The following is a 24,155-nucleotide window of genomic DNA, read 5'->3' as shown; positions in this document are numbered from 1 at the left end:
TTTATAGTTGTGGAGCGGAAGACGGCGACTCCTACGGGAAAAGCTTGAGCGGAAAGCCCCGCAGGAACGTAGTGACGAGGAGATTGAAGCCAAGCCCGTGGAAAGCGCCGTCTGGAGCGGAAAAAAATTTCTGAATGTTAATATTCATGTTGATTTAAAATGTTCGTGTTTTTTATCTGAATTTTACATTATGAAATTGATTCATCTATATTGGAATAAAACAAAAAACGCATAAATACATTTCTTTTCGCTGACCACCACCGATTTTCCTTATTCGTGAAAGCTCTTTATTGGATCTTGGAAGCCGTTTTTTAGACAAATCTTAATTTGTACCGAAAAAGTGATAGTATGGGAACATTTCCTCTTCACTTGTATGCGATTTTAAGCTATATGGCGTGAATCTATCTATTGTATCCACCCCTTAGTAGAAAGCCTTTTTTTCTAAAATAAAGAAAAAGCTACAAGATTAGCTTTTATCCCAATCTCGTAACTTTTTAATTTTTTTCATCTGGCTCTTCACGTTGCTTTTCAAAATGCGCATCAAATAATAAGGGAGTTCGCTCTAATTGGTCAATAAAGGAACGACTTTTAAAGCGCATCCCCGTTTGTTCTTCATAAATGGTCGTCACAATTTTACGGATAAATTTCTTCGTCTCTTTTTTTAATGTTAGCTTGCCAATTTGATCTATTGGCACATTATAGAACATCCGGATCAGCTTCACTTGTGTTGGCGTTAATCGGATAAGATAAGGGTCTTGATGAAAACAACGGTGACATAAGAAGCCGCCCTGCGTAAAAGAAAACGCGAATTCCCCTTCCACTGCTCCACAACTCGAACAGGCATGGAGAATCGGTTGAACCCCTGTATAAGGGAGCATCTTCCATTCTACAAACATGGCAATCGCTTCAGGGTCATATCCCTCTTCTATAGCATGAAGTGCTTGTGATAATAGATCAAAGGCATAAGGCTCGGGTTTCTCTGATTCTACTAGGCGATCCACTATCTCGACCACATAACTAGCATATGCAGTTGCTACAATATCTTCTTGAATATGACGCATGGATTCCAAAGGCTCACCCTGCTGCAATGTCCCCATACCGCGACCTTGTTGGATCATAAAAATCCCATGTACAAAGGGCTGGCTGATCGCTGCTAAACGACTAGAAGGCTTTTTTGCCCCTCTAGCCATTGCTGCAACTTTGCCGACCTCCTTTGTCATAAGGGTAACGACCTTATTGGTCTCACCATATGGCCGCGTTTTTAAGACAATGCCTTCCCATTTATGTAGCAACTGTCTTCACTTCCTACTGTTTTAGTATTCATCATCACGATATCCGTAATCACGGAGCTGTGATGCACGATCGCGCCAATCCTTTTGTACTTTTACCCACAGTTCCAAATACACTTTGCTCCCTAGCAATGTCTCAATATCTTTGCGAGCACGTGTACCAATTTCTTTTAGCAAAGCGCCACGCTTACCAATAACAATCCCTTTTTGCGAATCGCGTTCAACAATGATAGAGGCATTGATACGCACTAAATCTTTGTTATCATCTTTAGCGATTTTCTCAATTTCCACCGCGACTGAATGTGGTACTTCATCACGCGTTAAGTGCAGTACCTTTTCTCGTATTAACTCCGCAATAATAAATCGTTCTGGGTGATCTGTTACTTGATCGGCTGGATAGTACTGAGGGCCTTCTGGTAGATATTTTTTTAATGTATCCAATAATTGTTGGACATTATTGCCCTGCAATGCAGAGATGGGAATGATTTCAGTAAAATCGAATTCCCCTTTATAAGCGTCAATTATTTCTAATAATTCATCTGGGTGTACGGCATCGATTTTATTCACCACTAAAAAGACAGGTGTTTTCGTGTCTTTTAGCATTTCCATAATGTATTTGTCACCAGCACCAAGCTTTTGAGTAGCATTAATCATGAACATAATGACTTCTACTTCACGTAAAGCATTTTTAGATACTTTTAACATGAATTCACCTAATTTATGTTTAGGTTTATGAATTCCCGGTGTGTCGATGAAAATCATTTGCGAATCATCTGTTGTATATACACCTTGAACTTTGTTTCTCGTTGTTTGAGGTTTATCACTCATGATGGCGATTTTCTGTCCAATAACATTATTTAAGAATGTAGATTTTCCTACATTTGGTCGGCCAACAATTGTGACAAATCCTGATTTAAAATTTTTATTTTCCTGCATTCCATAAATCCTCCGGTGAAAAGGCGCCAGGTAACAACTCCGCAACAGTTGTTTCTTGTACATCGCCCTTCATATTTGTTAAATAAACTGGCATATTAGGTGCACAAAACTCTGAAATCACTTGTCGACAAGCTCCACATGGCGAGCAAGGTCCCTCCGTATCAGCCACAATGGCGATTGCAGCAAAATGCCGTTCACCTTCAGAAACAGCCTTGAACATTGCCGTTCTTTCAGCACAATTTGTCAGGGAATAACCCGAGTTTTCAATATTACAGCCTTTATATATTTTGCCATCAGCCGTCAATAATGCTGCCCCTACTTTAAATTTTGAATAAGGAACATACGCCTTTTCACGTGCCTTTTTTGCAAGGCTCATCAACTGCTCTATGTCCATTTCATACACCTCAAATCCATAGATTGATCCATTTCGGTAAAAAAATAAGTAACCCGATTATAACACTTGCACATGCAAACACAAGCACAGCCCCTGCTGCGATATCCTTTGCCGCTTTTGCTAATGGATGCTGATCAGGAGATGCAAGATCAACTACTCTCTCAATAGCCGTATTTATCATCTCCAACGATAATGTTAGCGCTATAACAATGATGAGAATAATCCACTCCGTCTTTGAAATGTCTGTAAATACTCCTGCTATAATAACGATAAATGCAAACATTAGATCAAAGCGAAAGTTTTGTTCGGCCATGGCTTGTTGTATTCCTTCAATGGCATATTTAAAAGAACGAAAAAACTTACGCATGTCCATTGTTTTCACGTGATAATCCGTAAGATTCTAAAATCTCATCTTGTTTTCCAAACATCACTTTTTCATCTTCTGGTACCATATGGTCATAGCCAAGAACGTGAAGGAAACCATGAACGGCAAGAAAACCAAGTTCTCTTTCAAATGAATGTCCATACTCCTCAGCTTGCTCTGTTGTCCGATCAATCGAAATAATGACATCCCCTAAAACACGTGGCATCCCTTCCGCAATAATCGGTGTTTCACCTTCGCCAACTTCTTCAAGAGCAAAAGAAATGACGTCTGTTGGTGCATCTTTATGACGGTACTCACGGTTAATCTTATGGATTTCTTCATTGGTCACAAAAGTAATCGACAATTCAGTGCCATCTTCAACATTTTCGATTTTGGCTGCATGTTGCAATAGATTTTCGACCAATGCTATATCAGATTCCTTTACTTTTCCTGTTTCATCTAAAAAATCAATATTTAAACTCATTATTTGCCTCCTAGGCTTATTTTGGCTTCGGATATTCGATACGTGAATGGAAAATTCCATTTAATGTAGCACAAAAAACGTATTCCACCGTTTTCAGTTCACGAATAGAAAGATCACATTCATCAAACTGTCCATCCTGCAGTTTATCTTGTACGATATTATGAACAAGCTGTTTAATGCCTTCTGATGTCGGGGTTTTCATCGAACGAACAGCTGCCTCCACACTATCTGCTACACTTATTATAGCAATTTCTTTTGTTTGTGGCTTCGGTCCTGCATAACGAAATTCGGATTCTTCTACATCAGGATTATTTTCCTTTTCTTTAAAGAAAAAGTACTTCACTAGGCTCGTACCATGATGCTGTCTCGCTACATCAACGATTTCTTTAGGCATCTTATGTTGCTCTAATATTTTAGCACCATCTTCAACATGTGCAATAATGATATCTTTACTAGTAGTAGTTGGCAGTTGATCATGTGGATTAATGCCTGACATCTGATTTTCTACAAAAAACCCTGGACGCCTCGTTTTTCCAATATCGTGATAATAACAGCCTACCCGCGCCAGTAATCCATCCGCTCCAATGGCTTCACAGGCAGCATCCGCTAGATTAGCTACCATTATACTATGATGATACGTGCCAGGAGTTTCCACTAATATTTTCTTTAATAGTGGATGATTAGGATTGGCTAATTCGATTAAACGGTAGGTTGTCAGCATACCAAACGCTGATTCGATAAATGGCAATAACCCAAGCATTAATGCCCCTGATAAAATAGCTGAGGAAATTGCCGCGATAATATAATAGGCTAATTCCTTTGCTCCATAGTTAGATTGTGATAAAAGTAGATAAAAGGAAATGAAAGCGATATTAACAGCCGCTACATATAAGCTAGTCTTCATAACACTCGATCTTTTTTTAGCATTCCTCATGAAATAGATACTAGCAAAACCACTGAATATGATATATAAAGACACCTCCATCTGAAGAACAGACGAATAGCCCTCTTGGAAAACAATTCCGCCAACCGCTGCAGTCATAGTTGTTGTAAGCAATGCAATTCGTTCATTGACCAAAACTAATATAAGCATGGGTATCACAGCTGCCGGAAATAGAAAACCAATATTCACATCAAATTCACTTGTTACTAAGTTTAATAATTTCATAACAATAATAGATGAAAGATATATAATCATCGTGATGATCAAATTACGTGTTTTTAATTTTGAATCAGCCTTCCAATTATAAAACGCCGCATAAAAGAAAGCCATTTGCAAAAAGATAAAAAGGCCTAAACCAATAATGGGCTTGGTCGATTGTTTGTTGGACAACATGCCCGTTATTTCTAACTGATGGTATACATCTCGATCGATAAGCTGACCTTCCTGTACAATAATTTGTCCTTGTAGAATCCTTGTGGGATCAACACTTGCCTTTGCCTCTTCAATCCTTTCCTTCGTTAACTTGTTGTCCTTCTTTTCTGTTTCTACGATAGATGTCCTTGCTAATGCAATGGCAATAGAGCGAATACTTTCTGGAATCGTAAAATTCTCACGTACAGATTGCTCTACACTGGCTTTAGCATCCACTACTTGTTCTTGTCGAATCGATTCAGATAATTTTTTCAAAATAATCGATGTTAATACATCTCTTGCATTGATCAGATCTTCATTGTTTTGTGCGAGTAATGTTGAAATTTCTTGATCTGTTAATCGAATAGTTTGTCCCTCTGTGTCAATTTCATCTAGTTTCTCTCGAAGATTTTTAATCTGCTCTTGCCTTAAACTTTCTTTTTTAGATTTCTTTTTTTCCTCGCTAATGGTCTTTTGCGCTTCAATTATGTAGTCAAATGTAGATTTAATAATAGCTGCTTGGTTTTTCCCGATATCCGGTGAAAAAGTATAAACAGGGTTTACCTCGTTTGCCACTTTTTCTTTATCTTCCTCGGTTTTTTCAGTATCCTCTACAGTCTTGGCAGAGCGAATGGTTTCAGGTGATAATTGAAACAATTTGATATCATAATGTTCACCCTCAATATCTCTTACCATCAGAAAAAATTGTATGATTCCCGCTATTATTAACAAACTAGCTAACAATAAAGGAAAACGTACATATCGGTTAAGTGTTTTTATGAAATGAATCATCACGCCACCTCCCTTCTCCTATCATACCAATTGACAAAGGATTTTCCATCATTATTTTATCGTTAACTCATAATTTTATCTTTATCCTAAAGTATAAAGGTTAAAAATAGTTCTTCGTATGCAGGCTAGAGGCTGGCATTACATACGTTTATACCATTTCATCTTTCTTTGATGTCAGTCGTCTTTTTTAGTGCGGTATGTTCATTTTATTTTTTGTCATAAAACTTTTTAGACGTCCTCTGCCTGCTCCTACAAGAAAGTGAAGCTTCCATCAGTGGGGGGTTTCTTCATCCCCCACTGATGGTTAGCTGAACCAATCGGACTTTTACGGGCAATTGTTCCACCATCTATCTTTCTCGTTTCTCTCTATATCTTGAGATGGGAGTCTTACTGCCCGTTAAAGCGGGATAAAGTGAAGCTTCCATCAGTGGGGGGTTTCTTCATCCCCCACTGATGGTTAGCTGAACCAATCGGACTTTTACGGGCAGTTGACTCCCCACCTATCTTTCTCGTTTCTCTCTATATCTTGAGATGGGAGTCTTACTGCCCGTTAAAGCGGGATAAATAAAAAAATCTGCTAATCTTTACACAGGAGATTAGGCAGATTTTTATAAATTAGTTAAAGCATTATTTACAAAACTAAATTTCCATTATTTTTGTTGTTCATATGCTTGAATAATTTTCGCAACGAGTGGATGTCGTACAACGTCCCCTTGTTCTAAAAATCGGAACTCAATACCTTTGACATATCGCAATGTTTTTTCAGCACTGATGAGACCGGATTTTGCTCCATTAGGTAAATCAATTTGTGTTTCATCACCTGTAATCACCATTTTAGACCCAAATCCTAAACGAGTTAAAAACATTTTCATCTGTGCCTCTGTTGTATTCTGTGCTTCATCAAGAATGACAAAAGCATCATCTAGTGTTCGACCACGCATATAGGCAAGGGGAGCAATTTCGATTGTACCTCGCTCAATCATACGAGTTGTTTGCTCCGAGCCCAAGATATCATGTAAAGCATCATATAACGGTCTTAAATAAGGATCTACCTTTTCTTTTAGATCACCTGGCAAAAAGCCTAAGCTTTCACCGGCTTCTACTGCTGGCCTTGTTAAGATGATTCGTTTGACTTGACCATTTTTCAAGGCTTGGATCGCCATAACAACGGCCAAATAGGTTTTCCCTGTTCCAGCAGGTCCAATGCAAAATACCAAATCTTTGTGACGGATTGCTTGAATATACTGTCTTTGTCCAATTGTTTTTGCACGGATAGCTTTTCCTTTTGTATTTCTTGCAATAACTTCATCATACAGCTCTGCAAAATATTCAATCGTTCCATTTTTAGACATTTCCAATGCTGACACAACATCACGTTGGTTGATATTAATGCCTTTCCGAATCACTTTCAATAATTGTTCTATTAAAAGGCTAGCTTGTTGCTTATTTTCTTCTTCTCCGACAATAACAATCGAATCACCGCGCGTAATCATCTGAATTTTGAAAGCTTCTTCGATTAATTTTAAATTGGCATCAGATATGCCTAGAAGCATGACTGCTTCGTTTGGATCCTGCACTTGTAATTGAATAGGTTGTTGTTCTGCCATGCTCAATCTCCTTGGTTAATCGCTTGTTTAATCGCAATATTTTCATTTACCAAAAACAATACTTTCCCTTTAACTGTATCATTATCAAATGTAACATTCAAAAGTTTTTCACGTTTAACGACTGTTTTAGGCGGTAAGTCTTTTATATATCTTTGGTGCAATAGAGGGATCACGATATCCTCGATCGATTTTTCATCCAATGTCACTTGTTTTTCGATTAATTCCTGTTGTAAGTATACCTCGCCAATCATGGAAAACCATTTAGGAAGCTTTACAATTTTCCATTCATTCCCACTCTTTTTTTCATTTGCCCAGCGAAAATGGTAAGTTTTTTCTCCCATCGTTTGATAGGTAATTTTCTTTGGCAATGAAAACGCCGATTCTATCCAATAATCTGCATATACTTCTCCCTCCGCACCATAAACAATACTATCTTCGCCACTTTTTATAACACCAGACACTAATAATTGACCATTTTTCACAGCATCATTTTCTTCTACAACTCTTTCTCCCTTTAGTAAATTAAAATGTGTAATAACACCACTTTTATTTGCGATTAAATTGCCCTTTACTGAATCATTGTTAACTTCATTTTCGATAACTGGTGCTTCTAAGGGTTCAAAAATAATCTTACTGCCTCTTCGATGTATATGCACCCAAGATAAATCTCGATGTTTAGATAAAATATATTGACGTATAAGTGAATCATCTGGTTTATTCCTTTTCATAAATGGACCTGCCAAATGCATCTCATGAAGGGTTTCCGATAATTCTTCTGATTGTTCTGGTGTGGCATTTTCAACTGAAACCTGCCATATCCATTGAGAAAAGAAAAAAGGAATGGCAAACAAAATCAGCAATCCTACGTAAACAATCCATTCTTTTCGTAGTACTTGATCATCATCCAATGACTCAATGCGAAATGAAATGCCATATTGATAGCGTAATTTTCTTATAGTTGGTAGATGTTTTCGAATCGTATGGAATGACACTTCATTGTCAGTGGTTGTAAGATGATGCAATGCGATTTTATTTTTGGTCAAGGCTGTTAAAAAAGCTGGGAGTCTTTTCGTTCGTTTGATACGAATACGAACAATGCGATATTCACGACTTTTTTTCATACTTCCTATTCCTCTATTCTGGTAAGCTCAATTTTTTTTAAGTTTTTCATGTCAAGTGCCAACAATTCATCGCGAAGAAGTCTTACATGAAAGGAATCGGCTTCGATTTTGATGCGATAATCTTCATGTAAAAAAACCATATGGTGGTCTGCAATCGTTTCAAGCAGTAAATCTCCTCTGATCCTGATTTGCCGGAAGTTTTCGATTTCGATCAGAGGCATGACTTGTAATAGCCTTTTCGACATAAAAAACCTCCTCTCTTTGTAGCATATGCTTAAAGAGAGGAGGGCATGTTATCTTTTCGATTTAGGTGGGCCTAAAATTTCAGCCATGATCATTGCTTGCGCTAATTCATTTGAGGAACTTGGAAATTTAAAACCGTTGGCATCAGCCGTTTCTTGTTTAGGCATTGGCTGTTGCGTTGCCCCTAGCATCATCGTAGAAGGGGCATTTGAATTTTGAGATGGCTTCAAGCGTTCAGTATGCTCAAATATCCTCTTCTCAAAAGGTGGTTCCATCTGCCTCATCATTCGCCCCGTCTGTTTTTGTAACTCATCTGGCTCAGGTATTTTTTTCTCTAAATCCTGTAATACCTCTTTTGAAACTTCGTCGAGCTTTTGGCGCATCGATGGTCCGATCTTCTTTGATTCAGAACGTTGGACTCTGCGATCAAGTGGCGGTGGTACGTTTGACGTCTCTTCTTTATTTTTTAAGAAATAACCAATAAGTGAAGAAATGATTAATAATATAATCGCTTCCATATGACGCCCGCCTTTCTCTATTGATTCATATTTCTATTATTGACCAGCCTTGTTTCCATCATGACCACTTTGATTCATCTTTCCAATGGAATCACGCATTCCTGTATCCGCTTGAATGTTTTTATAATTCATATAATCCATAAAGCCAATATTACCATTGCGTAAAGCTTCTGCCATCGCCATTGGAACTTCTGCCTCTGCTTCAACGACTTTTGCTTTCATCTCTTGAACTTTTGCAATCATTTCTTGTTCAGATGCAACCGCCATTGCACGACGTTCTTCTGCTTTTGCTTGGGCAATATTTTTATCAGCTTGGGCTTGCTCAATTTGAAGTTCTGCTCCAATATTTTTGCCAACATCAACGTCTGCGATATCGATGGATAAAATTTCAAATGCAGTACCTGAATCTAATCCTTTTGATAATACCGTTTGTGAAATAGAGTCAGGGTTTTCAAGAACATCTGTATGGCTTTGAGAACTACCGATCGTGCTGACAATCCCTTCCCCTACACGAGCAACAATCGTTTCTTCACCAGCACCGCCGACTAAACGATCAATATTGGCACGAACTGTTATACGTGCTTTTGCCTTTACTTCGATACCGTTCATCGCAACCCCTGCGATAAAAGGTGTTTCAATGACTTTTGGATTAACAGACATTTGTACAGCTTCTAATACGTCACGACCTGCTAGATCAATGGCAGCACAACGTTCAAAGGTCAATGAAATATTGGCACGATGAGCCGCTATCAATGCATTGACGACACGATCAACATTCCCACCAGCTAAATAGTGACTTTCTAGCTGATTGATCGTTACAGGAAGACCTGCCTTATGTGCTTTGATCAAAGGATTCACGATACGTGCAGGAATAACACGGCGCAAACGCATTCCGACTAATGTAAAAATACTGACTTTAACACCCGCAGCTAACGCTGAAATCCAAAGTGCTACTGGTACAAAGGTAAATAAGATGACTAAAGCTAAAAACACTACTACAATTCCGATAATTGTCATCAAAAGACTACCACTTAAAAGTGCCATTTTGTTTCCTCCTATTCTTGATGAGACTCTCGCACGACTATACGAACGCCTTCTACTTTAATAATCGTAACTTTTTTATGAGCTTCTATATAGCCACCCTCTGTGACAACATCAATCCGCTCATTTCCCAACATAGCAGTGCCAGAAGGACGGAGCGGAGTTGTCGTTATCGCTTCTAATCCCAACAATTCCGTACGATTCTTATTGGATACATAACCTTTTTCGGTATCCGTTGAATCATTTAACACCATTTTGTTAAACATATTTAACTTTTTGCCAAAAAACTTCATCAGAATCACCATTCCTAAGACCGCCATGATTAAGGCGATCAAAATTGCATATGCCATATGTATTGTATCGGTTCCAGAGCTTAACAAGCTTATGATAATTGCTGCAAAGCCTAAGATACCTACAATACCACCGGGCAATATCAACTCTAATAGTAATAAAAGAATCCCTAAGACTAATATAAATATACTTTGCCAAGTTGCATATCCAGCAATCATATGAGTCACGTAAAATATAAATAGTGCAAAAATGCTGATCATACCACCAAAACTAAAATGTGGCTGAAATAACTGCAATACCATGCCGCTGCTTGCTATACAAAGTATAATTGTCACAACAAATGGGTTTGTCATCCACCATAGCCACCCATCTGTTGCCTGAGTTGACGAGGCATCATCTAAAGAAATAGCATAACTTGGACTAACAATGCTCAATGCCAAGAATATGAACATCATGAATAAAATTATTTTTTGCATTTTTTAATACCATCTACCTCTCCTCTCACTAAAAAACGATTCGTTATAACATACGATCCAATACGGTATAAGTTTCATTTATTTTCAGGCGTATTTATTATCCAATTCTATCCACTGAAATATAGAATATTTGCTGATTTCCGCTACGGCTTGCTCGCTTTCCTGCGGGCGAACGCTGAGCCGCTTCCTTCGCTGCGCTCGTGCAGGGTCTCAGCTGTCTCGCTTTTCCCGCTGGAGTCGAGCAAACCGCAGCTACAATCTATATAAATGGAGTTAAAAATACAATATTTTTTAGAATTGCACCAAATATTCAGCCTGATTTTTTCCTAATCAACACACCTGATCCTGATTTATTTTCACTTATACTCTCTTGGAACTTCTAATCGCATGAATAGATAGACGGACAAGAATAATGGCACTTAAAAAGAGCCCCAAAAAAGAAGCCGTGTTTAGATAGATGGCTGAAACAGAGTTTATAAATTGAGAGATAGCTAGCAAAGAAACTGAAATAATACCGATCGTAATACCAACTAACAAGAGCATAAAATGAGATAGCCATTGGTTCACAAATGTACTGCTTGCTTTTTCTGAAAAAATATCTAATCTCACTGTTACTTTACCTTTTTCAATGGTTTCGGCCATATTTTCAAAACGACGAGGTAAATCTTGTAAAGTCGGCAGCATCATGACAAGCTCTTGTTCTATAAGGTCTTTTGCATCTTTAAAACTTGAAACGGCTAAAAACTCTTTCTTGTTCTTGGATGTAAACCGCTTAACTTCAGAAAATAAGTCATAGTCTGTATCCAAAATATTTAAAGTGCCTTCTAATGTGATAAGTGCACGCAATGCTACACTGACCATCGGATAAAGTCGCAATTCATATTTTTGGATAATTGTAAATAATGATTGAACCAATTCTTCTGCTGATATCCGATCCAAATAAGATAGTTGAATAAGTAGTTGGCTGATTGCTTGCAGAAGATTTTCTTCATGCCGTATTTCTTCATCTTGGATTAAATGCTTTAAACCCTCTAGTACAACCTTTGGATCGTTTCGTTCAATGCCGATAAACAATGTGCGGAATCCTTGTTGTTGAATAGGTCCAATTCTTCCTACTGCCCCAAAATCGAGGAAACAAGCCTGTCCTGTTTCCTCTAGCACATAAATATTTCCTGGATGAGGATCTGCATGAAATACACCTGCCACAAGCAATTGCTGTAAGAATGAATAGAAAATTGTACGCAACAATTCATTTTCCTCTATCCCGTGCTGCTTTAATAATAATGTGCTATCTTTTATACTGACACCATGTAAAAACTCAACCACTAAAATCATGCGATTACTATATTTTTTATAAACCTTTGGAATCTTAATATTTTTTTGGTTATTCCCCAATGCATTTGTCACTTGCTCCATGTTTCTTGCTTCAATTTCAAAATTGATCTCTTCACGGAGATTGTCCGCGAATCCGGTTGCTAATTGATATAATCCTAAATTTTCAGCCCATGAAGATTCCTCAGCAAGCCAGTTGGCGAAGTGAAGAAGAATATCTAAATCCTGATTCATCACAGATACAACATCGGGGCGCAGTATTTTGACAATTACCTCATCGCCATTTTCTTTTAAGACTGCCTTGTGGACTTGTCCGATGGAGCCAGCTGCAAGAGGCTTGTCATCAAAATATTTGAAAACTTCCTCTATGGGATGCTGAAGATTTTCAGATAACTGCTCATATACTTGCTCAGTCGTCATCGATTTAACATATTGCTGCAACTTCGATAATTCATCGATAAAGACAGGCGGTAATATATCCTTTCTGGTCGACAGCACCTGTCCAAATTTTATAAAGATACCGCCACATTCTTCTAATGTCTTTCGCAAAATACTAGCTAAAAAACGATCATTTTCATAGGTTCTTTTATATCTTAGTGTACGTCCGATCCCTTGTTGAAACGCAATTCTAAACACTTGTGCAAGGCGTCTTTGTCTTCTCCAGCTACTAAGAGCCCTAGATATAATATTGCGATTTCCTGTTAATCTTTCTCCTCGTTCACCTAGTTGGATTGGATCAAATAATTCTAATATCAAATAAAACAACATCGCAATTAAAAGCATGCTCCCAATCCATACGAGTGTACTTATATTCGTGACTTCTTGAAGCATATCCTCTTTAGGAAAGTCTGTGTGTCTTAAATATGAGTACCAGTATACAAATGTCGTAAAGACAACGCTTAGCACAGCTGATAATATCTTTTTCATAAAATTAAGCTTTGTCCCTATAAGTCGTCCACTAACGAAATAGATCAAGATCCCTATTACAATTAGTTCTAAAGCTGTCCATAGATAATGCATGGAATCACCTTCGCAAAATTATTTCGGTTATGTATATTAAACCATAAAAAACTTGGTAAAGCTTGTCAGAGCCTACTATATGATCGATCCATTTTTATGTAAAAATCTGATGAAGACCCATTTTTAGATCAAAGCCAGTACATTTTCTTCTCAAAATGTAAATAAGCCGAGAAATCCATTAAGATTTCTCGGCTTACAATGATTGCGAGTTTAATAAATCATGATAGTGCGTGTTTAGAACGTAGGGATTGTCTAGGAACGGAAATTACCACTTACGTTTACGAGCAGCTTCTGATTTCTTTTTGCGTCTTACGCTAGGTTTTTCATAAAATTCGCGTTTTCTTACCTCTTGAATAGTACCACTTTTAGAAACAGTACGTTTGAAGCGACGAAGAGCATCTTCAAGCGATTCGTTTTTTCTAACGACAGTTTTTGTCATCTCTTTTTCCCTCCCTCCGAACACACGTCAACACACAACATTATTTATGACGTTATAACGTCGTGTATTAAAAATTATAACTTATTACTAGGTTTTGGTCAATACCATTGGTTGAATTAATAGTCTGTTTTTATACTTTGACCTTTTATGATTTTAACACCGGAGCTTGCGCCTATACGTGTGGCACCTGCTTTCACCATCGATTCTAAATCTTCTAAACTTCTAACGCCGCCAGATGCTTTTACACCGATTTTAGGACCGACTGTTTGGCGCATCAACGCTACATCTTCTACTGTAGCTCCTCCTGTTGAAAAACCAGTAGAAGTTTTCACGAAATCGGCACCAGCTGAGACAGCTAATTCACAGGCTTTCATCTTTTCTTCTTTTGAAAGGAGACATGTTTCGATGATGACTTTTACCAAAGTGCCATTTGCTGCTTCTACAACAGCTCGAATATCTTTTTCCACTGCTTTATACTGTTTGCTTTTTAAAGCACCAATATTGATCACCATATCGATTTCATCCGCGCCATTTGCAATGGCATCTTTTGTTTCAAAAGCTTTTGTAGCACTTGTTGATGCTCCCAATGGAAAACCGATTACTGTGCAAACTTTCGATGCTACCTCTTTTAACTCTGCGGCAGCTAAACTTACCCAAGTAGGATTTACACAAACAGAAGCAAATCCATATTCTTTTGCCTCAGCACAAATTCTTTGGATTTGTTCTTTTGTTGCCTCTGGTTTCAATAATGTGTGATCAATGTATGAGGCATAGCTTTTCGTCATATTGTCAAACTCCTTTAGCCATAAGATGTACGTACATCTAAAGTCTATCACGATACATGATATCTTTTCCACAAAAAGTAACACAAACTATCCGTACAATTGTTTTTTTCACTAAAACATTAGAATATGCTTTACTTGAAAATGGCTCTAGCCTAGCCTTTCATAGAGCCATTTATAGACAGATCAAAGCTGTTCAAGAAAAGAATATACTAAAAAAGAACACACGTGCTGATTAAACAGCATTTTGTGCTCTTTTCACATGATGAAGCTGCCACTCTATTTCCCAAGAAATTTTTGACCACTTTTATTTGTTTTCATCTAAATAATGATCGACACCTTGTGCAATAGAAGTTGTTAATTTTTCTAAAAATTTAGGATTTGTAAGGTTGCGATCTTCCTGTGGATTTGTTATATAACCTAATTCTACAAGGATAACAGGTACTTTTGACCAATTAAATCCTGATAAGTCACTGCGATAGCTTATCCCACTTTGATAGAGTGTAAAGTCTTGCTTTACATATTGAACAATTGATTTTGATGCTTTTTGGCTTTCTTTAAATACTTTTTTGGTGTATGGATTATTCTTAGATGGTGCAATAATCGAAAAGCCATGTGCATCGGGGCTCTCTGCTCCATCTGCATGAACTCTTATAAATAAAGTTGAGTGATGCTTGTTTGCTATTTTAGCACGATCTTGATTGGATAGATCTACATCATTTGTATTACGGGTTAAAATCACCTTATAGCCTCTTTTGGTCAATTTCTTTTGGAGCATTTTAGAGGCATCTAGCGTAATGGCATATTCAGGTCTTCTAGTAATGATTCCCATCGAACCGACAGTAGCCTTGTATTTTCTTACCTCTGATCCCGGTGCAATCGGCTCTTGTTCCGTATTGGCATGCTTTTGATGACCAGGATCAATGGTAATGACGACTTGCTTCGTATCCTTTTTTTGTTGTAAGGGCTTCTTTTCTTTTTTCTTTGAAGTGGTTGTCGCAGTTTCTTTTTTCATTTTATTGCTGGTGTTTTCTTTTTTGTGTGCAGCATCCATGGAATTCATATGATTGCTATCACTATTATTCAATAGTCCTTGATGTGTTTGATGGTTGACGATCAAAATAGCGCTTGAGACAACGAGCGTCATTATGATTAATGTTAGTGCCAATTTTTTCATCTGCATCGCCTCAATTCGTTATCCTCCATTTGATATATATATAACTATAACAAAAAAGCCCAGCTTTGGTCGCTAGGCTTTTGGACATATTCTCAAAATTATGCTTCAACAGTGTCCAACACTCGAACAAATTGTGCATGTGAATGAGGATATCCTGATTTGTCAATTTTGACTTTTACTAGTTTACCGATCATATCTTCTGTACCTTCAAATACAATTTTCATATAGTTTCCAGTATAGCCTGTAAGCAATCCCGCTTCTTCACCTTCTTGGATGATTTCCTCTGGGATAACTTCCAAAACTTCTCCTTCAAATCTTGAAGCATATTCTTTGGCTAGCTGATCGTTCAATGTTAATAAACGATGCACACGTTCATCTTTAATTTCTTCATCGATTTGATCTTCCATACGAGCAGCAGGAGTACCTGTACGTTTTGAGAATGGAAATACATGAAGTTCCGCAAATTTATGTTTTGCAATAAAATGATATGTTTCCATAAATTCTTCCTCTGTCTCACCTGGGAAACCAACTATGACGTCTGAAGTAACAGCTAAATCCGGTAACGCTTCACGCAAACGCTCTAAACGTTCACCAAAGAACGCCATTGTATATTTTCGGCGCATACGTTTCAATACTGTATCAGAACCGGATTGAATTGGAATGTGTAAATGATTGACAACAATCTTAGAATCGCGTAACACTTCTATTACTTCATCTGTTAGTTGACTCGCTTCAATAGAACTAATTCGAAGACGTTTTAATCCTTTCACATTTGCTTCAATGTCACGTAAAAGCTGTGCTAAATTATAATCTTTTAAATCTTGTCCATAACCACCTGTATGGATACCTGTTAAGACAATTTCAAGATACCCAGCATCCACCAGTTGCTGTGCTTGTCGAACCACTTCTTTTGGATCACGCGAACGCATTAAGCCACGAGCCCAAGGGATGATGCAAAATGTACAGAAGTTATTACAGCCTTCTTGTATTTTCAAAGAGGCACGCGTGCGATCTGTAAAGTATGGAACATCTAATTCTTCGTACACGCGATTTTTCATAATATTTTTAACCGCATTGATGGGTTGGCGCTGCTCTCTATATTGCTCGATATAGTCCAGCATTTTCACACGATCCTGCGTACCTACGACAATATCGACACCCGGAATTGCCATGATTTCAGCAGGAGATGTTTGCGCATAGCATCCTGTTACACAAATAACAGCATCTGGATTTTGCCGAATGGCACGACGAATGACTTGACGGCTTTTTTTATCACCTGTATTGGTCACTGTACATGTATTAATGACATAAACATCGGATTGATGATCAAATTCCGTACGTTCATATCCATTATCCTTAAATAGCTGCCAAATCGCTTCGGTTTCATAGTGATTCACCTTACAACCTAATGTATAAAAGCTCACGGTTTTCGGTAGCTTTTCAATCATGATTTATTACATCCTTTCACGCTTACACTTCAAATTATCGCATCTATTAATAATAGCACAAATCATAAAATTTGATAAAGTGAAACTCCATCAGTGGGGGTTTTCTTCATCCTCCACTGATGGTTACGCGATGTGTTCGTTAATTCTTATTAAAAAAAGAACTCCCCTCAATTTACCTCAGAACCTTCGACGAAAATGAATGGCATCCATTGAGATAAATAATACGAACAAAAGTATACCAACAGAAATAATAACTCTGTCTAATTTTTCATTATTCATATACTTATTGCTTAACTCATATAATTTCAGTCCAAGAAAACCTCCAGCAGTATTTGTTATTAAATCGGTTATGTCTGTCGCTCCAATAGCAAAGACAAATTGAAGGAACTCAGCAGTGAGGCTAAAAAACAGTATAAAAGCGAACTTAGGGTAAAATCCAGTTTTTTTAAAATTGACATTCAAAAGCAAACCAAAAGGAATAAAGACTATACAATTATAGATGCTCTCTCTAAAATTAATTTCTCCATTTACGATTGAGGGAGCAGCAAATGGAATCAAGTTTAGACTTCTATGTTGATAATTAAGTACTGATGAAATATTGAATGAGAATTTGAATAACACTAACCAGATTAGTATCACTAAATATAAAGCTAGCAATCCTCTAGATAATATTTTCCCCATATAATCTCCTCTAATTCTTTTTTTAAGTAGATCAAAAATAGAAAAACTTATTATTTTTCTATACTGTTATATACAGCTAATGCATCGGTAATATTATACTGTTCCGAATGGTGATCCCCTTTCGCACCAACCGAAATCAAAATATACTCTTGGTTACCTACTTTAGCGAGACTCGCGAGACATAGACCGGCTTCATCAGTATATCCAGTTTTCCCTCCTAAAATTTTCCCGCCCGTAATGTTTTGATGGTTGAGTTTTTCAAACAGGGTGCTGTTAAAGGTCAGCCCATCAGGATGCATATTTGTAGGTTGTGTGGAATGACGGGATGAAGTAAAAATCTCCCGGAAAGTATCATTTTGCAGAGCATAGCTTAGAAGAACAGCCATATCTTTGACTGTTGTGTAGTGGTTACCATTGTGAAGTCCAGTTGCATTTTCAAAATGAGTATTTTCCATTCCAATATCTGCCGCCTTTTGATTCATTAATTTTACAAAATCCCGCTCTGATCCCGCAATCTGGTTAGCTAATCCCAAAGAGCATTCCGCACCACTCGGTAGCATTGCTCCGTATAACAGATCGATTGCTTGCACCTGCTCACCTAGCTGAAAACCAGCCATTGATGCATTTGCTTCGTACAGCCCCTGAAACGTCGAATTGGTAAGTTTGATTTCTTCCTTCAGATCAGGTAAATTTTCTATCGCAACAATGGCTGTCATCATCTTAGTCAAAGAAGCCGGATAAATTTTTTCTTCGCTGTTTTTTTGCATTAGGATGGTATGATCTTTTAATCGGACCAGAATCGCATTGGAACTGTTCAGCTTATCGGGAGATATGGAAACAGAGGGACCGGGTTCTATCTTTGACGAAGAAACCAGCGCTGTTCTATCATCATATTCTTTCTTAAATATAGGATGATTTCCGAGAGAAATGATCGATTTGTAAGCCAAAACAGCAATGGCGACCATCAATAAAAAAGTGACAAATATGTTGATCCTCGGCTTTTTCCTTTTTACTTTTCGTACCATATAAAAGAGCTCCTTGTTCTGTGATGATATTATTTAACCACAGAATAGGAAGCTATGTTGGAATTTCAGCTTATGAATTTCTTAAGATTTTCTTATCTCAAGCAGATAACTTATCCTTTTCTTGCTTTTGTGGAAGCACGACGGTAAAGACGGTCTTTTCTGTATGACTTTGCACGAAAATATTGCCTCCATGCGCATTTATAATTTCTTTGGCAATAGCCAGTCCAAGCCCGGCGCCACCTGTATGGGTAGAACGGGATGTGTCCAACCGAAAAAATTTCTCAAATATCGTTTCCAGTTTTTCTCGTGGGATTGGATGACCTTGATTCGTAAAAGTAATCATAATATTTTCATCTTGCTGCTGAGCAGAAATGTCAATGACGCTGTTTTCATAGCTATAGGCTATCGCATTTTTCAGAATGTTATTGAATACACGAGCCAGTTTGTCCGCATCCCCCCATAGAGTGAGGCCGTCAGGTACATTGACGGACACCCGCTTTTCCTGTGGAGTCAGCATTGGATAGAATTCATCAGCCATCTGCTGGAGCATGAATAGTAAATTGATTTTTACTTTATTCAAAACAATTGTTTGAAGATTAAATCTTGTGATCTCAAAAAATTCATTGATAAGTTGCTCTAATCGATAAGCTTTTTCTAATGTAATACCGACATATTTTGCCTTCTGTTTCGGAGGCATATCTGAAGCTTCATCTAGAAGACTTAAATATCCTATAACGGAGGTCAGAGGTGTCTTTATATCATGAGCCAGGTAAACTACCAAATCATTTTTGCGCTGCTCAGCATCAAGTACAGCCTTCTTTTGTTTTTCTAAGTTATTTTTTATTTGATTAAGCTTATTTTCCATAAAATCCAACTCCGGTGATAATGTAATTTCATCATCGGATTTTCCAACAAGTTTATCCATTCCAGCACTGACTTCATCGAAATATTTGGTAAACCAAGAAATTGTTAATCTAAGTGATATAACCAAGAATATAAGAATCACAATAAGTGTAATGAATTCAATATTGTTAAGAAATGCATATTGATAAATCATCAGAGCTTCCCTGTCACGCAAATAAAATGTATTCATTAGAAAACTAACGATGTTGTCTCCTAAACTAAAGCTTTTTTGGATGATAAAGCGCAGGAAGATAACAGCTGCAACCGCGGTAAACATAATAAGGAGCATTCGAAAAAATACTTTCCTTTTTAATTTCGAATAATCATTTTTTCTCTTACTTTTCAATTTTATAGCCAACCCCCCATACCGTTTTGATATATTTAGGATGTTCCGCGCTGTCGTGCATTTTTTCCCTTAAATGACGGATATGTACCATTACTGTATTATTACTGTTAGTGAAATACTTATCTCCCCATACCTCATGGAACAATTCTTCCGAACTAACCACCCGTCCGCGATTGGAACAAAGAACCCAAAGGATGGAGAATTCTGTAGGAGTGAGAGAAAGCTTTTTTTCATTCAGCGTACATTCATGAGTATCCTTGTCCAATACCAAGCCGGAAAAGGCAACCAAGTGTTCTTTCTGGTTTAGCTCCGCCGAATTATATTTGGTAAATCTCCGAAGCTGTGCCTTTACACGGGCAATAAGTTCCAAAGGACGGAACGGTTTCGTGATATAGTCGTCCGCACCTAATGTTAGCCCAGTGATCTTATCAATTTCTTCTTCTTTGGCTGTCAGCATAATAACCGGGAAATTATGCTTTTCCCGGATTTGCTGACATATTGAAAAACCGTCTACATCAGGAAGCATGACGTCCAAAATGGCGAGATCCAATCTTTCTTTTTCAATGCAGTTAAGAGCATCATTGCCTTTATAAAATTTAAAGACAGAATAATTCTCATTTTTTAAATAAACTTCAACCAAATCGGCAATAGCTTGTTCATCATCAACGATTAAAATATTTGCAGCCAAAAGTGTCATCCTCTTTCTTTTAAATATATATCCCCATGATTGTTATACCGCGAAGCAAAAATCCATTTTATAGCTTTTTACTTATTAAAATCTTAAGATTTTCTGAACATCACGATACCGATAGGCTTTAACACACAAATATAAGGTGAAACTCCATCAGTGGGGGTTTTCTTCATCCCCCACTGAAGTAGAGGAACTCAGGTTAAAGGAGCCACGTCCTGTGGCAACACCTGAGTGACCAACATCTTGTTGGCCTGAACCAATCAGACTTTTACGGGCAGTTGTTCTCTCATCTATCTTTCTCGTTTCTCTCTAAAATCTTGAGATGGTGTCTTACTGCCCGTTAAAGCGAGATAAATATCACTTTCGCCAATAGCGAGGGCTTTAAGCAATAGATTCCTCGAGCTTTTCTAAGGAATTCAATATGAACCACTATTGTGACATAAGCTTTCTTCGTTTTTCAAGTATGCACTTACAATCTGGATCGTCATCGGTGGAACCCCTATTTCCAGAGACAAAGTCCTTTCACTCTTGCCCTGATAAAGTGCCATCGAGCAGCGTTAGGCAATCCAGTATTTTTGCGCAATCAATTTCTTCGTGGGAGTACTTCCTTAATGCATCCTCTGCTGAGGTAATCATATATTCCACTGGGATGCCTTTCTTCATTCAGTTTTCAAGCAAAATGTTAATGTTTTTGTGATAATTATTTCTTTGTGTTTATAATCCATATCCAATTTTAAATTTTTATACTCGAATGACTTTTATCCTGTACATTCTCAAACCAATATTCTTTATTCAATAAAAAAACACCAAATAAGCGCGATAAATGCGTAAATTCAGTGTCTCCAATTGTTCCGATAAGCGTATTAATTCGGTATATTTTTAACTTATTATCTATTATGATTCAAATTACTTTCCAGCTTTTCCATTATTACGAAAACGTTGTTTATCTTTTTTTCTATTTTCTTTTAAAGCGCTAATAACACGTTTCAGTCGCTTATTTTCTTTGCTTTTATTAGCTAATTGTCGTTTCAAGTGATAGTTTTCAGCTTCGATGGATTTGTAGTGCTCCCATGTTGATTGTTCACGAACAGTTTGCTCATTCATAGTTAAACACCTCGGCATGATTTATATTTAGCTAACTCTTACTTCAATAAACTTGATTTACGTGTTGAACGCTTATCTACTTTTACTTTAACACGTTGCTGGAATTTATTCATCTACTTTTTAATGCTTTTGGCATAGCGTGTTTTTTCAATCACACCTGTCATAAAACTTGATAATGACATGGTAATCGCACTGTTATTTTAAATTACATTACTAATCTAATTCATCTACAATCGCTTATAGAACATAAAGGCAATAATTCGTCAAAAAATCACTTTGTAAAGCATACGAAGAATGGCAATTAAATATTGAAAAGAAAATGAGTGTACTTCAAGAACAAATATTGAAAAATTGACTAACATAAAACGTAGAAGCTTTGTCATTTATTGCATAAGCATGGGGAGAAATTTAGTTATGAAATGTGGCAAATTCTATTGGCATCAAGTATCACTTAAACAAAAAAACCACTTAAAAATAACGGTTTTAATTAGTTTTTTGCAAGGCGCTTGAAGCCTTATCACTATTAACTTTATACTCAATCATAGTTACACATCCGAGCGTGTGAAAAGCCCAGACAAATCTGTTCGCTTTTTTATTCAAATTCATAAGAAATAGCAGAAAGTACATAGAAGGGGGCGGTTTCTGCTCGTAATATTCTAGGGCCTAGCGCTATAGGCTGACATCCTAATTGTCGCAGTGCTTGCGCTTCTCCGCGATCAATTCCACCTTCTGGTCCAAAAATGACAAGCATTGATTGATCATCGTAAACCTTTTTTAGCTGTTCGGCGAATCTCGTGCGCACTTCTTGTTTAGCATCTTCTTCATCTGCTAGAAAAACAACATCATAGTTTTCCACTTCTTGTAATAATCTTTTGAAACTAATAGGTTCTTGAATCATTGGGATATGTGTACGATGTGATTGTTCTGCCGCTTCTTTAGCGATTTTTTGCAATCGTTCTTGTTTCTTTTTTCCTTTTTTAGAATCCCATTTGACGACGGAACGTTCTGCTTCAAAAGGGATGAAAGAATACATTCCCAGCTCTGTTGATTTTTGAACCATTAAATCTAACTTATCACCTTTAGGTAAGCCGCAGGCGATTGTGACATGAATCGGAAGCTCTGGAGATGGAAGTGTGCGCATTGTTTTTTGTACATGCACGCCTTCTTCCGTTAGTTTTGCAATTTCACAAATCGTAGCTTCCCCATTATGTACAACGATTATTTCATCGCCAGCACGCATTCGCATGACCTTCATAATATGGTGTGCATCATCACCACTGATAATCGCTAGTTCATGATTAAATGATTCATTTATAAAATATCGTTGCATAAATACACTCCATTAATCTTTGGCTTTACGAGAAATAATGGTGACCCAATCTTCCATCATCATCACTTCTTCAATCACAAACCCTGCTTTTTCAAGCGCTGTTTTCACTTCTTCTTTTTTCGTTTCAATAATCCCTGAAGCGATAAAATATCCATTTGGTCGGACAAGACGATGTGCATCATCTATAAAGGTCATAATGATCTCTGCTAATATATTGGCGACAACTATTTCAGCGGGCTCTTTTACCGTATCCAATAAATTTCCTTGCACTACTTCAACATGATCTTGAACTTTGTTTAGCTTGACATTTAATTTAGCAGATCGGACAGCTACTTCATCGAGATCTAGCGCATGGACATGTTGTGCACCTAGCATCGCCGCCCCAATCGCTAATACACCTGAACCCGTACCAACATCAATTACTGTAGAATCTTCTGTCATATACTTTTCAAGTGCTTGTAAACTCATCACCGTTGTAGGATGTGTTCCTGTACCAAAGGCCATACCAGGATCTAATTCGATAATCAGTTCATCGCTGTCAACAGGCTTGTAGATTTCCCATGTTGGAACGATCGTAAAGCGATTTGAAATTTTCACTGGATGATAGTATTTTTTCCAGGCTGTTGCCCATTCTTCTTCGTTCACTTCGCTAATGGACACCTCATTGGCACCAATATTAATATCAAAATTGACTAGATTAGTGATTGCAAGTTTAATTTCTTCCACTGTTTCCCCTAAAAAACTTGTGACAGGTAAATAAGCTTTGATGATCACTCCATCTACTGGGAAATCTGAAGGATCTAATTCATATATTTCGCCAAATTCATTTTCACGAACCTTGCTCAGATCTTCTGAATCTTCAATAACGACACCACTTGCACCTGCCTCATGCAATATATTTGAGATAGGTTCTACAGCTTCATTTGTTGTATGGATGGATAACTCCGACCATTTCACTTGCAATCAC

The 24,155-nt window shown here is 37.4% G+C and carries 24 protein-coding genes; all 24 read right to left on the bottom strand.

The window, feature by feature from the left end:
- Positions 1-494 precede the first annotated feature (494 nt).
- The gene (gene recO / locus FEU33_RS04735; RefSeq protein WP_146548271.1) at positions 495-1,292 is read right to left on the bottom strand and encodes a DNA repair protein RecO; all 798 of its coding nucleotides are present in this window, start codon (positions 1,290-1,292) and stop codon (positions 495-497) included.
- 21 nt (positions 1,293-1,313) lie between these two features.
- The gene (gene era, locus FEU33_RS04730; RefSeq protein WP_146548270.1) at positions 1,314-2,225 is read right to left on the bottom strand and encodes a GTPase Era; all 912 of its coding nucleotides are present in this window, start codon (positions 2,223-2,225) and stop codon (positions 1,314-1,316) included.
- Complete coding sequence (locus FEU33_RS04725; RefSeq protein WP_146548269.1) at positions 2,212-2,619, bottom strand: cytidine deaminase; 408 nt, start codon at positions 2,617-2,619, stop codon at positions 2,212-2,214. Before FEU33_RS04725 ends, era begins: the two co-directional genes overlap by 14 nt.
- A gap of 10 nt (positions 2,620-2,629) precedes the next feature.
- Positions 2,630-2,992 (bottom strand): diacylglycerol kinase family protein, encoded by a 363-nt coding sequence (locus FEU33_RS04720; RefSeq protein ID WP_146549898.1) that lies wholly within the window; start codon positions 2,990-2,992, stop codon positions 2,630-2,632.
- The gene (ybeY, locus tag FEU33_RS04715) at positions 2,979-3,467 is read right to left on the bottom strand and encodes an rRNA maturation RNase YbeY (RefSeq protein WP_146548268.1); all 489 of its coding nucleotides are present in this window, start codon (positions 3,465-3,467) and stop codon (positions 2,979-2,981) included. The genes FEU33_RS04720 and ybeY overlap by 14 nt, the downstream gene beginning before the upstream one ends.
- Before the next feature lie 16 nt (positions 3,468-3,483).
- Entirely contained in the window at positions 3,484-5,613 is a 2,130-nt protein-coding gene (locus FEU33_RS04710) for an HD family phosphohydrolase (protein ID WP_146548267.1), read from the bottom strand.
- Positions 5,614-6,263: 650 nt separating this feature from the next.
- A complete protein-coding gene (locus tag FEU33_RS04705) occupies positions 6,264-7,220 on the bottom strand; it encodes a PhoH family protein (RefSeq protein ID WP_146548266.1) in 957 nt (318 codons plus the stop codon).
- Between the two features lie 2 nt (positions 7,221-7,222).
- Positions 7,223-8,341 carry a sporulation protein YqfD gene (locus FEU33_RS04700; protein ID WP_146548265.1) on the bottom strand — a complete coding sequence of 373 codons (1,119 nt, stop codon included), beginning with the start codon at positions 8,339-8,341 and terminating at the stop codon, positions 7,223-7,225.
- A 5-nt stretch (positions 8,342-8,346) separates the two neighbouring features.
- Positions 8,347-8,586 (bottom strand): hypothetical protein, encoded by a 240-nt coding sequence (locus FEU33_RS04695; RefSeq protein WP_146548264.1) that lies wholly within the window; start codon positions 8,584-8,586, stop codon positions 8,347-8,349.
- A gap of 48 nt (positions 8,587-8,634) precedes the next feature.
- Positions 8,635-9,102 carry a hypothetical protein gene (locus tag FEU33_RS04690; protein WP_146548263.1) on the bottom strand — a complete coding sequence of 156 codons (468 nt, stop codon included), beginning with the start codon at positions 9,100-9,102 and terminating at the stop codon, positions 8,635-8,637.
- 36 nt (positions 9,103-9,138) lie between these two features.
- A complete protein-coding gene (gene floA / locus FEU33_RS04685) occupies positions 9,139-10,119 on the bottom strand; it encodes a flotillin-like protein FloA (RefSeq protein WP_186725863.1) in 981 nt (326 codons plus the stop codon).
- A gap of 38 nt (positions 10,120-10,157) precedes the next feature.
- Entirely contained in the window at positions 10,158-10,910 is a 753-nt protein-coding gene (locus FEU33_RS04680; protein WP_146548261.1) for an NfeD family protein, read from the bottom strand.
- A gap of 360 nt (positions 10,911-11,270) precedes the next feature.
- Positions 11,271-13,262 carry an ABC1 kinase family protein gene (locus FEU33_RS04675; RefSeq protein ID WP_146548260.1) on the bottom strand — a complete coding sequence of 664 codons (1,992 nt, stop codon included), beginning with the start codon at positions 13,260-13,262 and terminating at the stop codon, positions 11,271-11,273.
- Between the two features lie 265 nt (positions 13,263-13,527).
- The gene (gene rpsU / locus FEU33_RS04670; protein ID WP_146548259.1) at positions 13,528-13,701 is read right to left on the bottom strand and encodes a 30S ribosomal protein S21; all 174 of its coding nucleotides are present in this window, start codon (positions 13,699-13,701) and stop codon (positions 13,528-13,530) included.
- Between the two features lie 116 nt (positions 13,702-13,817).
- Entirely contained in the window at positions 13,818-14,486 is a 669-nt protein-coding gene (gene deoC / locus FEU33_RS04665; protein WP_146548258.1) for a deoxyribose-phosphate aldolase, read from the bottom strand.
- 304 nt (positions 14,487-14,790) lie between these two features.
- Positions 14,791-15,660, bottom strand: a complete 870-nt coding sequence (locus tag FEU33_RS04660; RefSeq protein ID WP_186731316.1) for an N-acetylmuramoyl-L-alanine amidase family protein — start codon at positions 15,658-15,660, stop codon at positions 14,791-14,793.
- Between the two features lie 98 nt (positions 15,661-15,758).
- The gene (gene mtaB, locus FEU33_RS04655; protein ID WP_146548256.1) at positions 15,759-17,108 is read right to left on the bottom strand and encodes a tRNA (N(6)-L-threonylcarbamoyladenosine(37)-C(2))-methylthiotransferase MtaB; all 1,350 of its coding nucleotides are present in this window, start codon (positions 17,106-17,108) and stop codon (positions 15,759-15,761) included.
- Between the two features lie 177 nt (positions 17,109-17,285).
- Positions 17,286-17,789: a glycopeptide resistance protein VanZ-A gene (gene vanZ-A, locus FEU33_RS04650; protein WP_146548255.1), complete on the bottom strand. Its 504-nt coding sequence runs from the start codon at positions 17,787-17,789 to the stop codon at positions 17,286-17,288.
- Between the two features lie 50 nt (positions 17,790-17,839).
- Positions 17,840-18,814 (bottom strand): D-alanyl-D-alanine carboxypeptidase family protein, encoded by a 975-nt coding sequence (locus FEU33_RS04645; RefSeq protein WP_146548254.1) that lies wholly within the window; start codon positions 18,812-18,814, stop codon positions 17,840-17,842.
- 97 nt (positions 18,815-18,911) lie between these two features.
- A complete protein-coding gene (locus tag FEU33_RS04640) occupies positions 18,912-20,075 on the bottom strand; it encodes a sensor histidine kinase (protein ID WP_425328577.1) in 1,164 nt (387 codons plus the stop codon).
- Positions 20,053-20,760 carry a VanR-ABDEGLN family response regulator transcription factor gene (gene vanR / locus FEU33_RS04635; RefSeq protein WP_425328576.1) on the bottom strand — a complete coding sequence of 236 codons (708 nt, stop codon included), beginning with the start codon at positions 20,758-20,760 and terminating at the stop codon, positions 20,053-20,055. The genes FEU33_RS04640 and vanR overlap by 23 nt, the downstream gene beginning before the upstream one ends.
- A gap of 900 nt (positions 20,761-21,660) precedes the next feature.
- Positions 21,661-21,858: a hypothetical protein gene (locus FEU33_RS04630; protein WP_146548251.1), complete on the bottom strand. Its 198-nt coding sequence runs from the start codon at positions 21,856-21,858 to the stop codon at positions 21,661-21,663.
- Positions 21,859-22,450: 592 nt separating this feature from the next.
- The gene (locus tag FEU33_RS04625; protein ID WP_146548250.1) at positions 22,451-23,188 is read right to left on the bottom strand and encodes a 16S rRNA (uracil(1498)-N(3))-methyltransferase; all 738 of its coding nucleotides are present in this window, start codon (positions 23,186-23,188) and stop codon (positions 22,451-22,453) included.
- A gap of 12 nt (positions 23,189-23,200) precedes the next feature.
- On the bottom strand, positions 23,201-24,145 hold the full coding sequence (gene prmA / locus FEU33_RS04620; protein WP_146548249.1) for a 50S ribosomal protein L11 methyltransferase: 945 nt from the start codon (positions 24,143-24,145) through the stop codon (positions 23,201-23,203).
- Positions 24,146-24,155: the final 10 nt, after the last annotated feature.

This window comes from Rummeliibacillus suwonensis (genome assembly GCF_007896435.1).
Lineage (GTDB): Bacteria > Bacillota > Bacilli > Bacillales_A > Planococcaceae > Rummeliibacillus > Rummeliibacillus suwonensis.
This window is presented reverse-complemented; position numbering and strand designations above follow the sequence as displayed.

Bases quoted from the DNA above. Each gene is read 5' to 3' on its own strand.
- era (WP_146548270.1), bottom strand. From the start codon at position 2,225: ATGCAGGAAAATAAAAATTTTAAATCAGGATTTGTCACAATTGTTGGC.
- FEU33_RS04725 (WP_146548269.1), bottom strand. From the start codon at position 2,619: ATGGACATAGAGCAGTTGATGAGCCTTGCAAAAAAGGCACGTGAAAAG.
- FEU33_RS04720 (WP_146549898.1), bottom strand. From the start codon at position 2,992: ATGGACATGCGTAAGTTTTTTCGTTCTTTTAAATATGCCATTGAAGGA.
- ybeY (WP_146548268.1), bottom strand. From the start codon at position 3,467: ATGAGTTTAAATATTGATTTTTTAGATGAAACAGGAAAAGTAAAGGAA.
- FEU33_RS04710 (WP_146548267.1), bottom strand. From the start codon at position 5,613: ATGATTCATTTCATAAAAACACTTAACCGATATGTACGTTTTCCTTTA.
- FEU33_RS04705 (WP_146548266.1), bottom strand. From the start codon at position 7,220: ATGGCAGAACAACAACCTATTCAATTACAAGTGCAGGATCCAAACGAA.
- FEU33_RS04700 (WP_146548265.1), bottom strand. From the start codon at position 8,341: ATGAAAAAAAGTCGTGAATATCGCATTGTTCGTATTCGTATCAAACGA.
- FEU33_RS04695 (WP_146548264.1), bottom strand. From the start codon at position 8,586: ATGTCGAAAAGGCTATTACAAGTCATGCCTCTGATCGAAATCGAAAAC.
- FEU33_RS04690 (WP_146548263.1), bottom strand. From the start codon at position 9,102: ATGGAAGCGATTATATTATTAATCATTTCTTCACTTATTGGTTATTTC.
- floA (WP_186725863.1), bottom strand. From the start codon at position 10,119: ATGACAATTATCGGAATTGTAGTAGTGTTTTTAGCTTTAGTCATCTTA.
- FEU33_RS04680 (WP_146548261.1), bottom strand. From the start codon at position 10,910: ATGCAAAAAATAATTTTATTCATGATGTTCATATTCTTGGCATTGAGC.
- FEU33_RS04675 (WP_146548260.1), bottom strand. From the start codon at position 13,262: ATGCATTATCTATGGACAGCTTTAGAACTAATTGTAATAGGGATCTTG.
- rpsU (WP_146548259.1), bottom strand. From the start codon at position 13,701: ATGACAAAAACTGTCGTTAGAAAAAACGAATCGCTTGAAGATGCTCTT.
- deoC (WP_146548258.1), bottom strand. From the start codon at position 14,486: ATGACGAAAAGCTATGCCTCATACATTGATCACACATTATTGAAACCA.
- FEU33_RS04660 (WP_186731316.1), bottom strand. From the start codon at position 15,660: ATGAAAAAATTGGCACTAACATTAATCATAATGACGCTCGTTGTCTCA.
- mtaB (WP_146548256.1), bottom strand. From the start codon at position 17,108: ATGATTGAAAAGCTACCGAAAACCGTGAGCTTTTATACATTAGGTTGT.
- vanZ-A (WP_146548255.1), bottom strand. From the start codon at position 17,789: ATGGGGAAAATATTATCTAGAGGATTGCTAGCTTTATATTTAGTGATA.
- FEU33_RS04645 (WP_146548254.1), bottom strand. From the start codon at position 18,814: ATGGTACGAAAAGTAAAAAGGAAAAAGCCGAGGATCAACATATTTGTC.
- vanR (WP_425328576.1), bottom strand. From the start codon at position 20,760: ATGACACTTTTGGCTGCAAATATTTTAATCGTTGATGATGAACAAGCT.
- FEU33_RS04630 (WP_146548251.1), bottom strand. From the start codon at position 21,858: ATGAATGAGCAAACTGTTCGTGAACAATCAACATGGGAGCACTACAAA.
- FEU33_RS04625 (WP_146548250.1), bottom strand. From the start codon at position 23,188: ATGCAACGATATTTTATAAATGAATCATTTAATCATGAACTAGCGATT.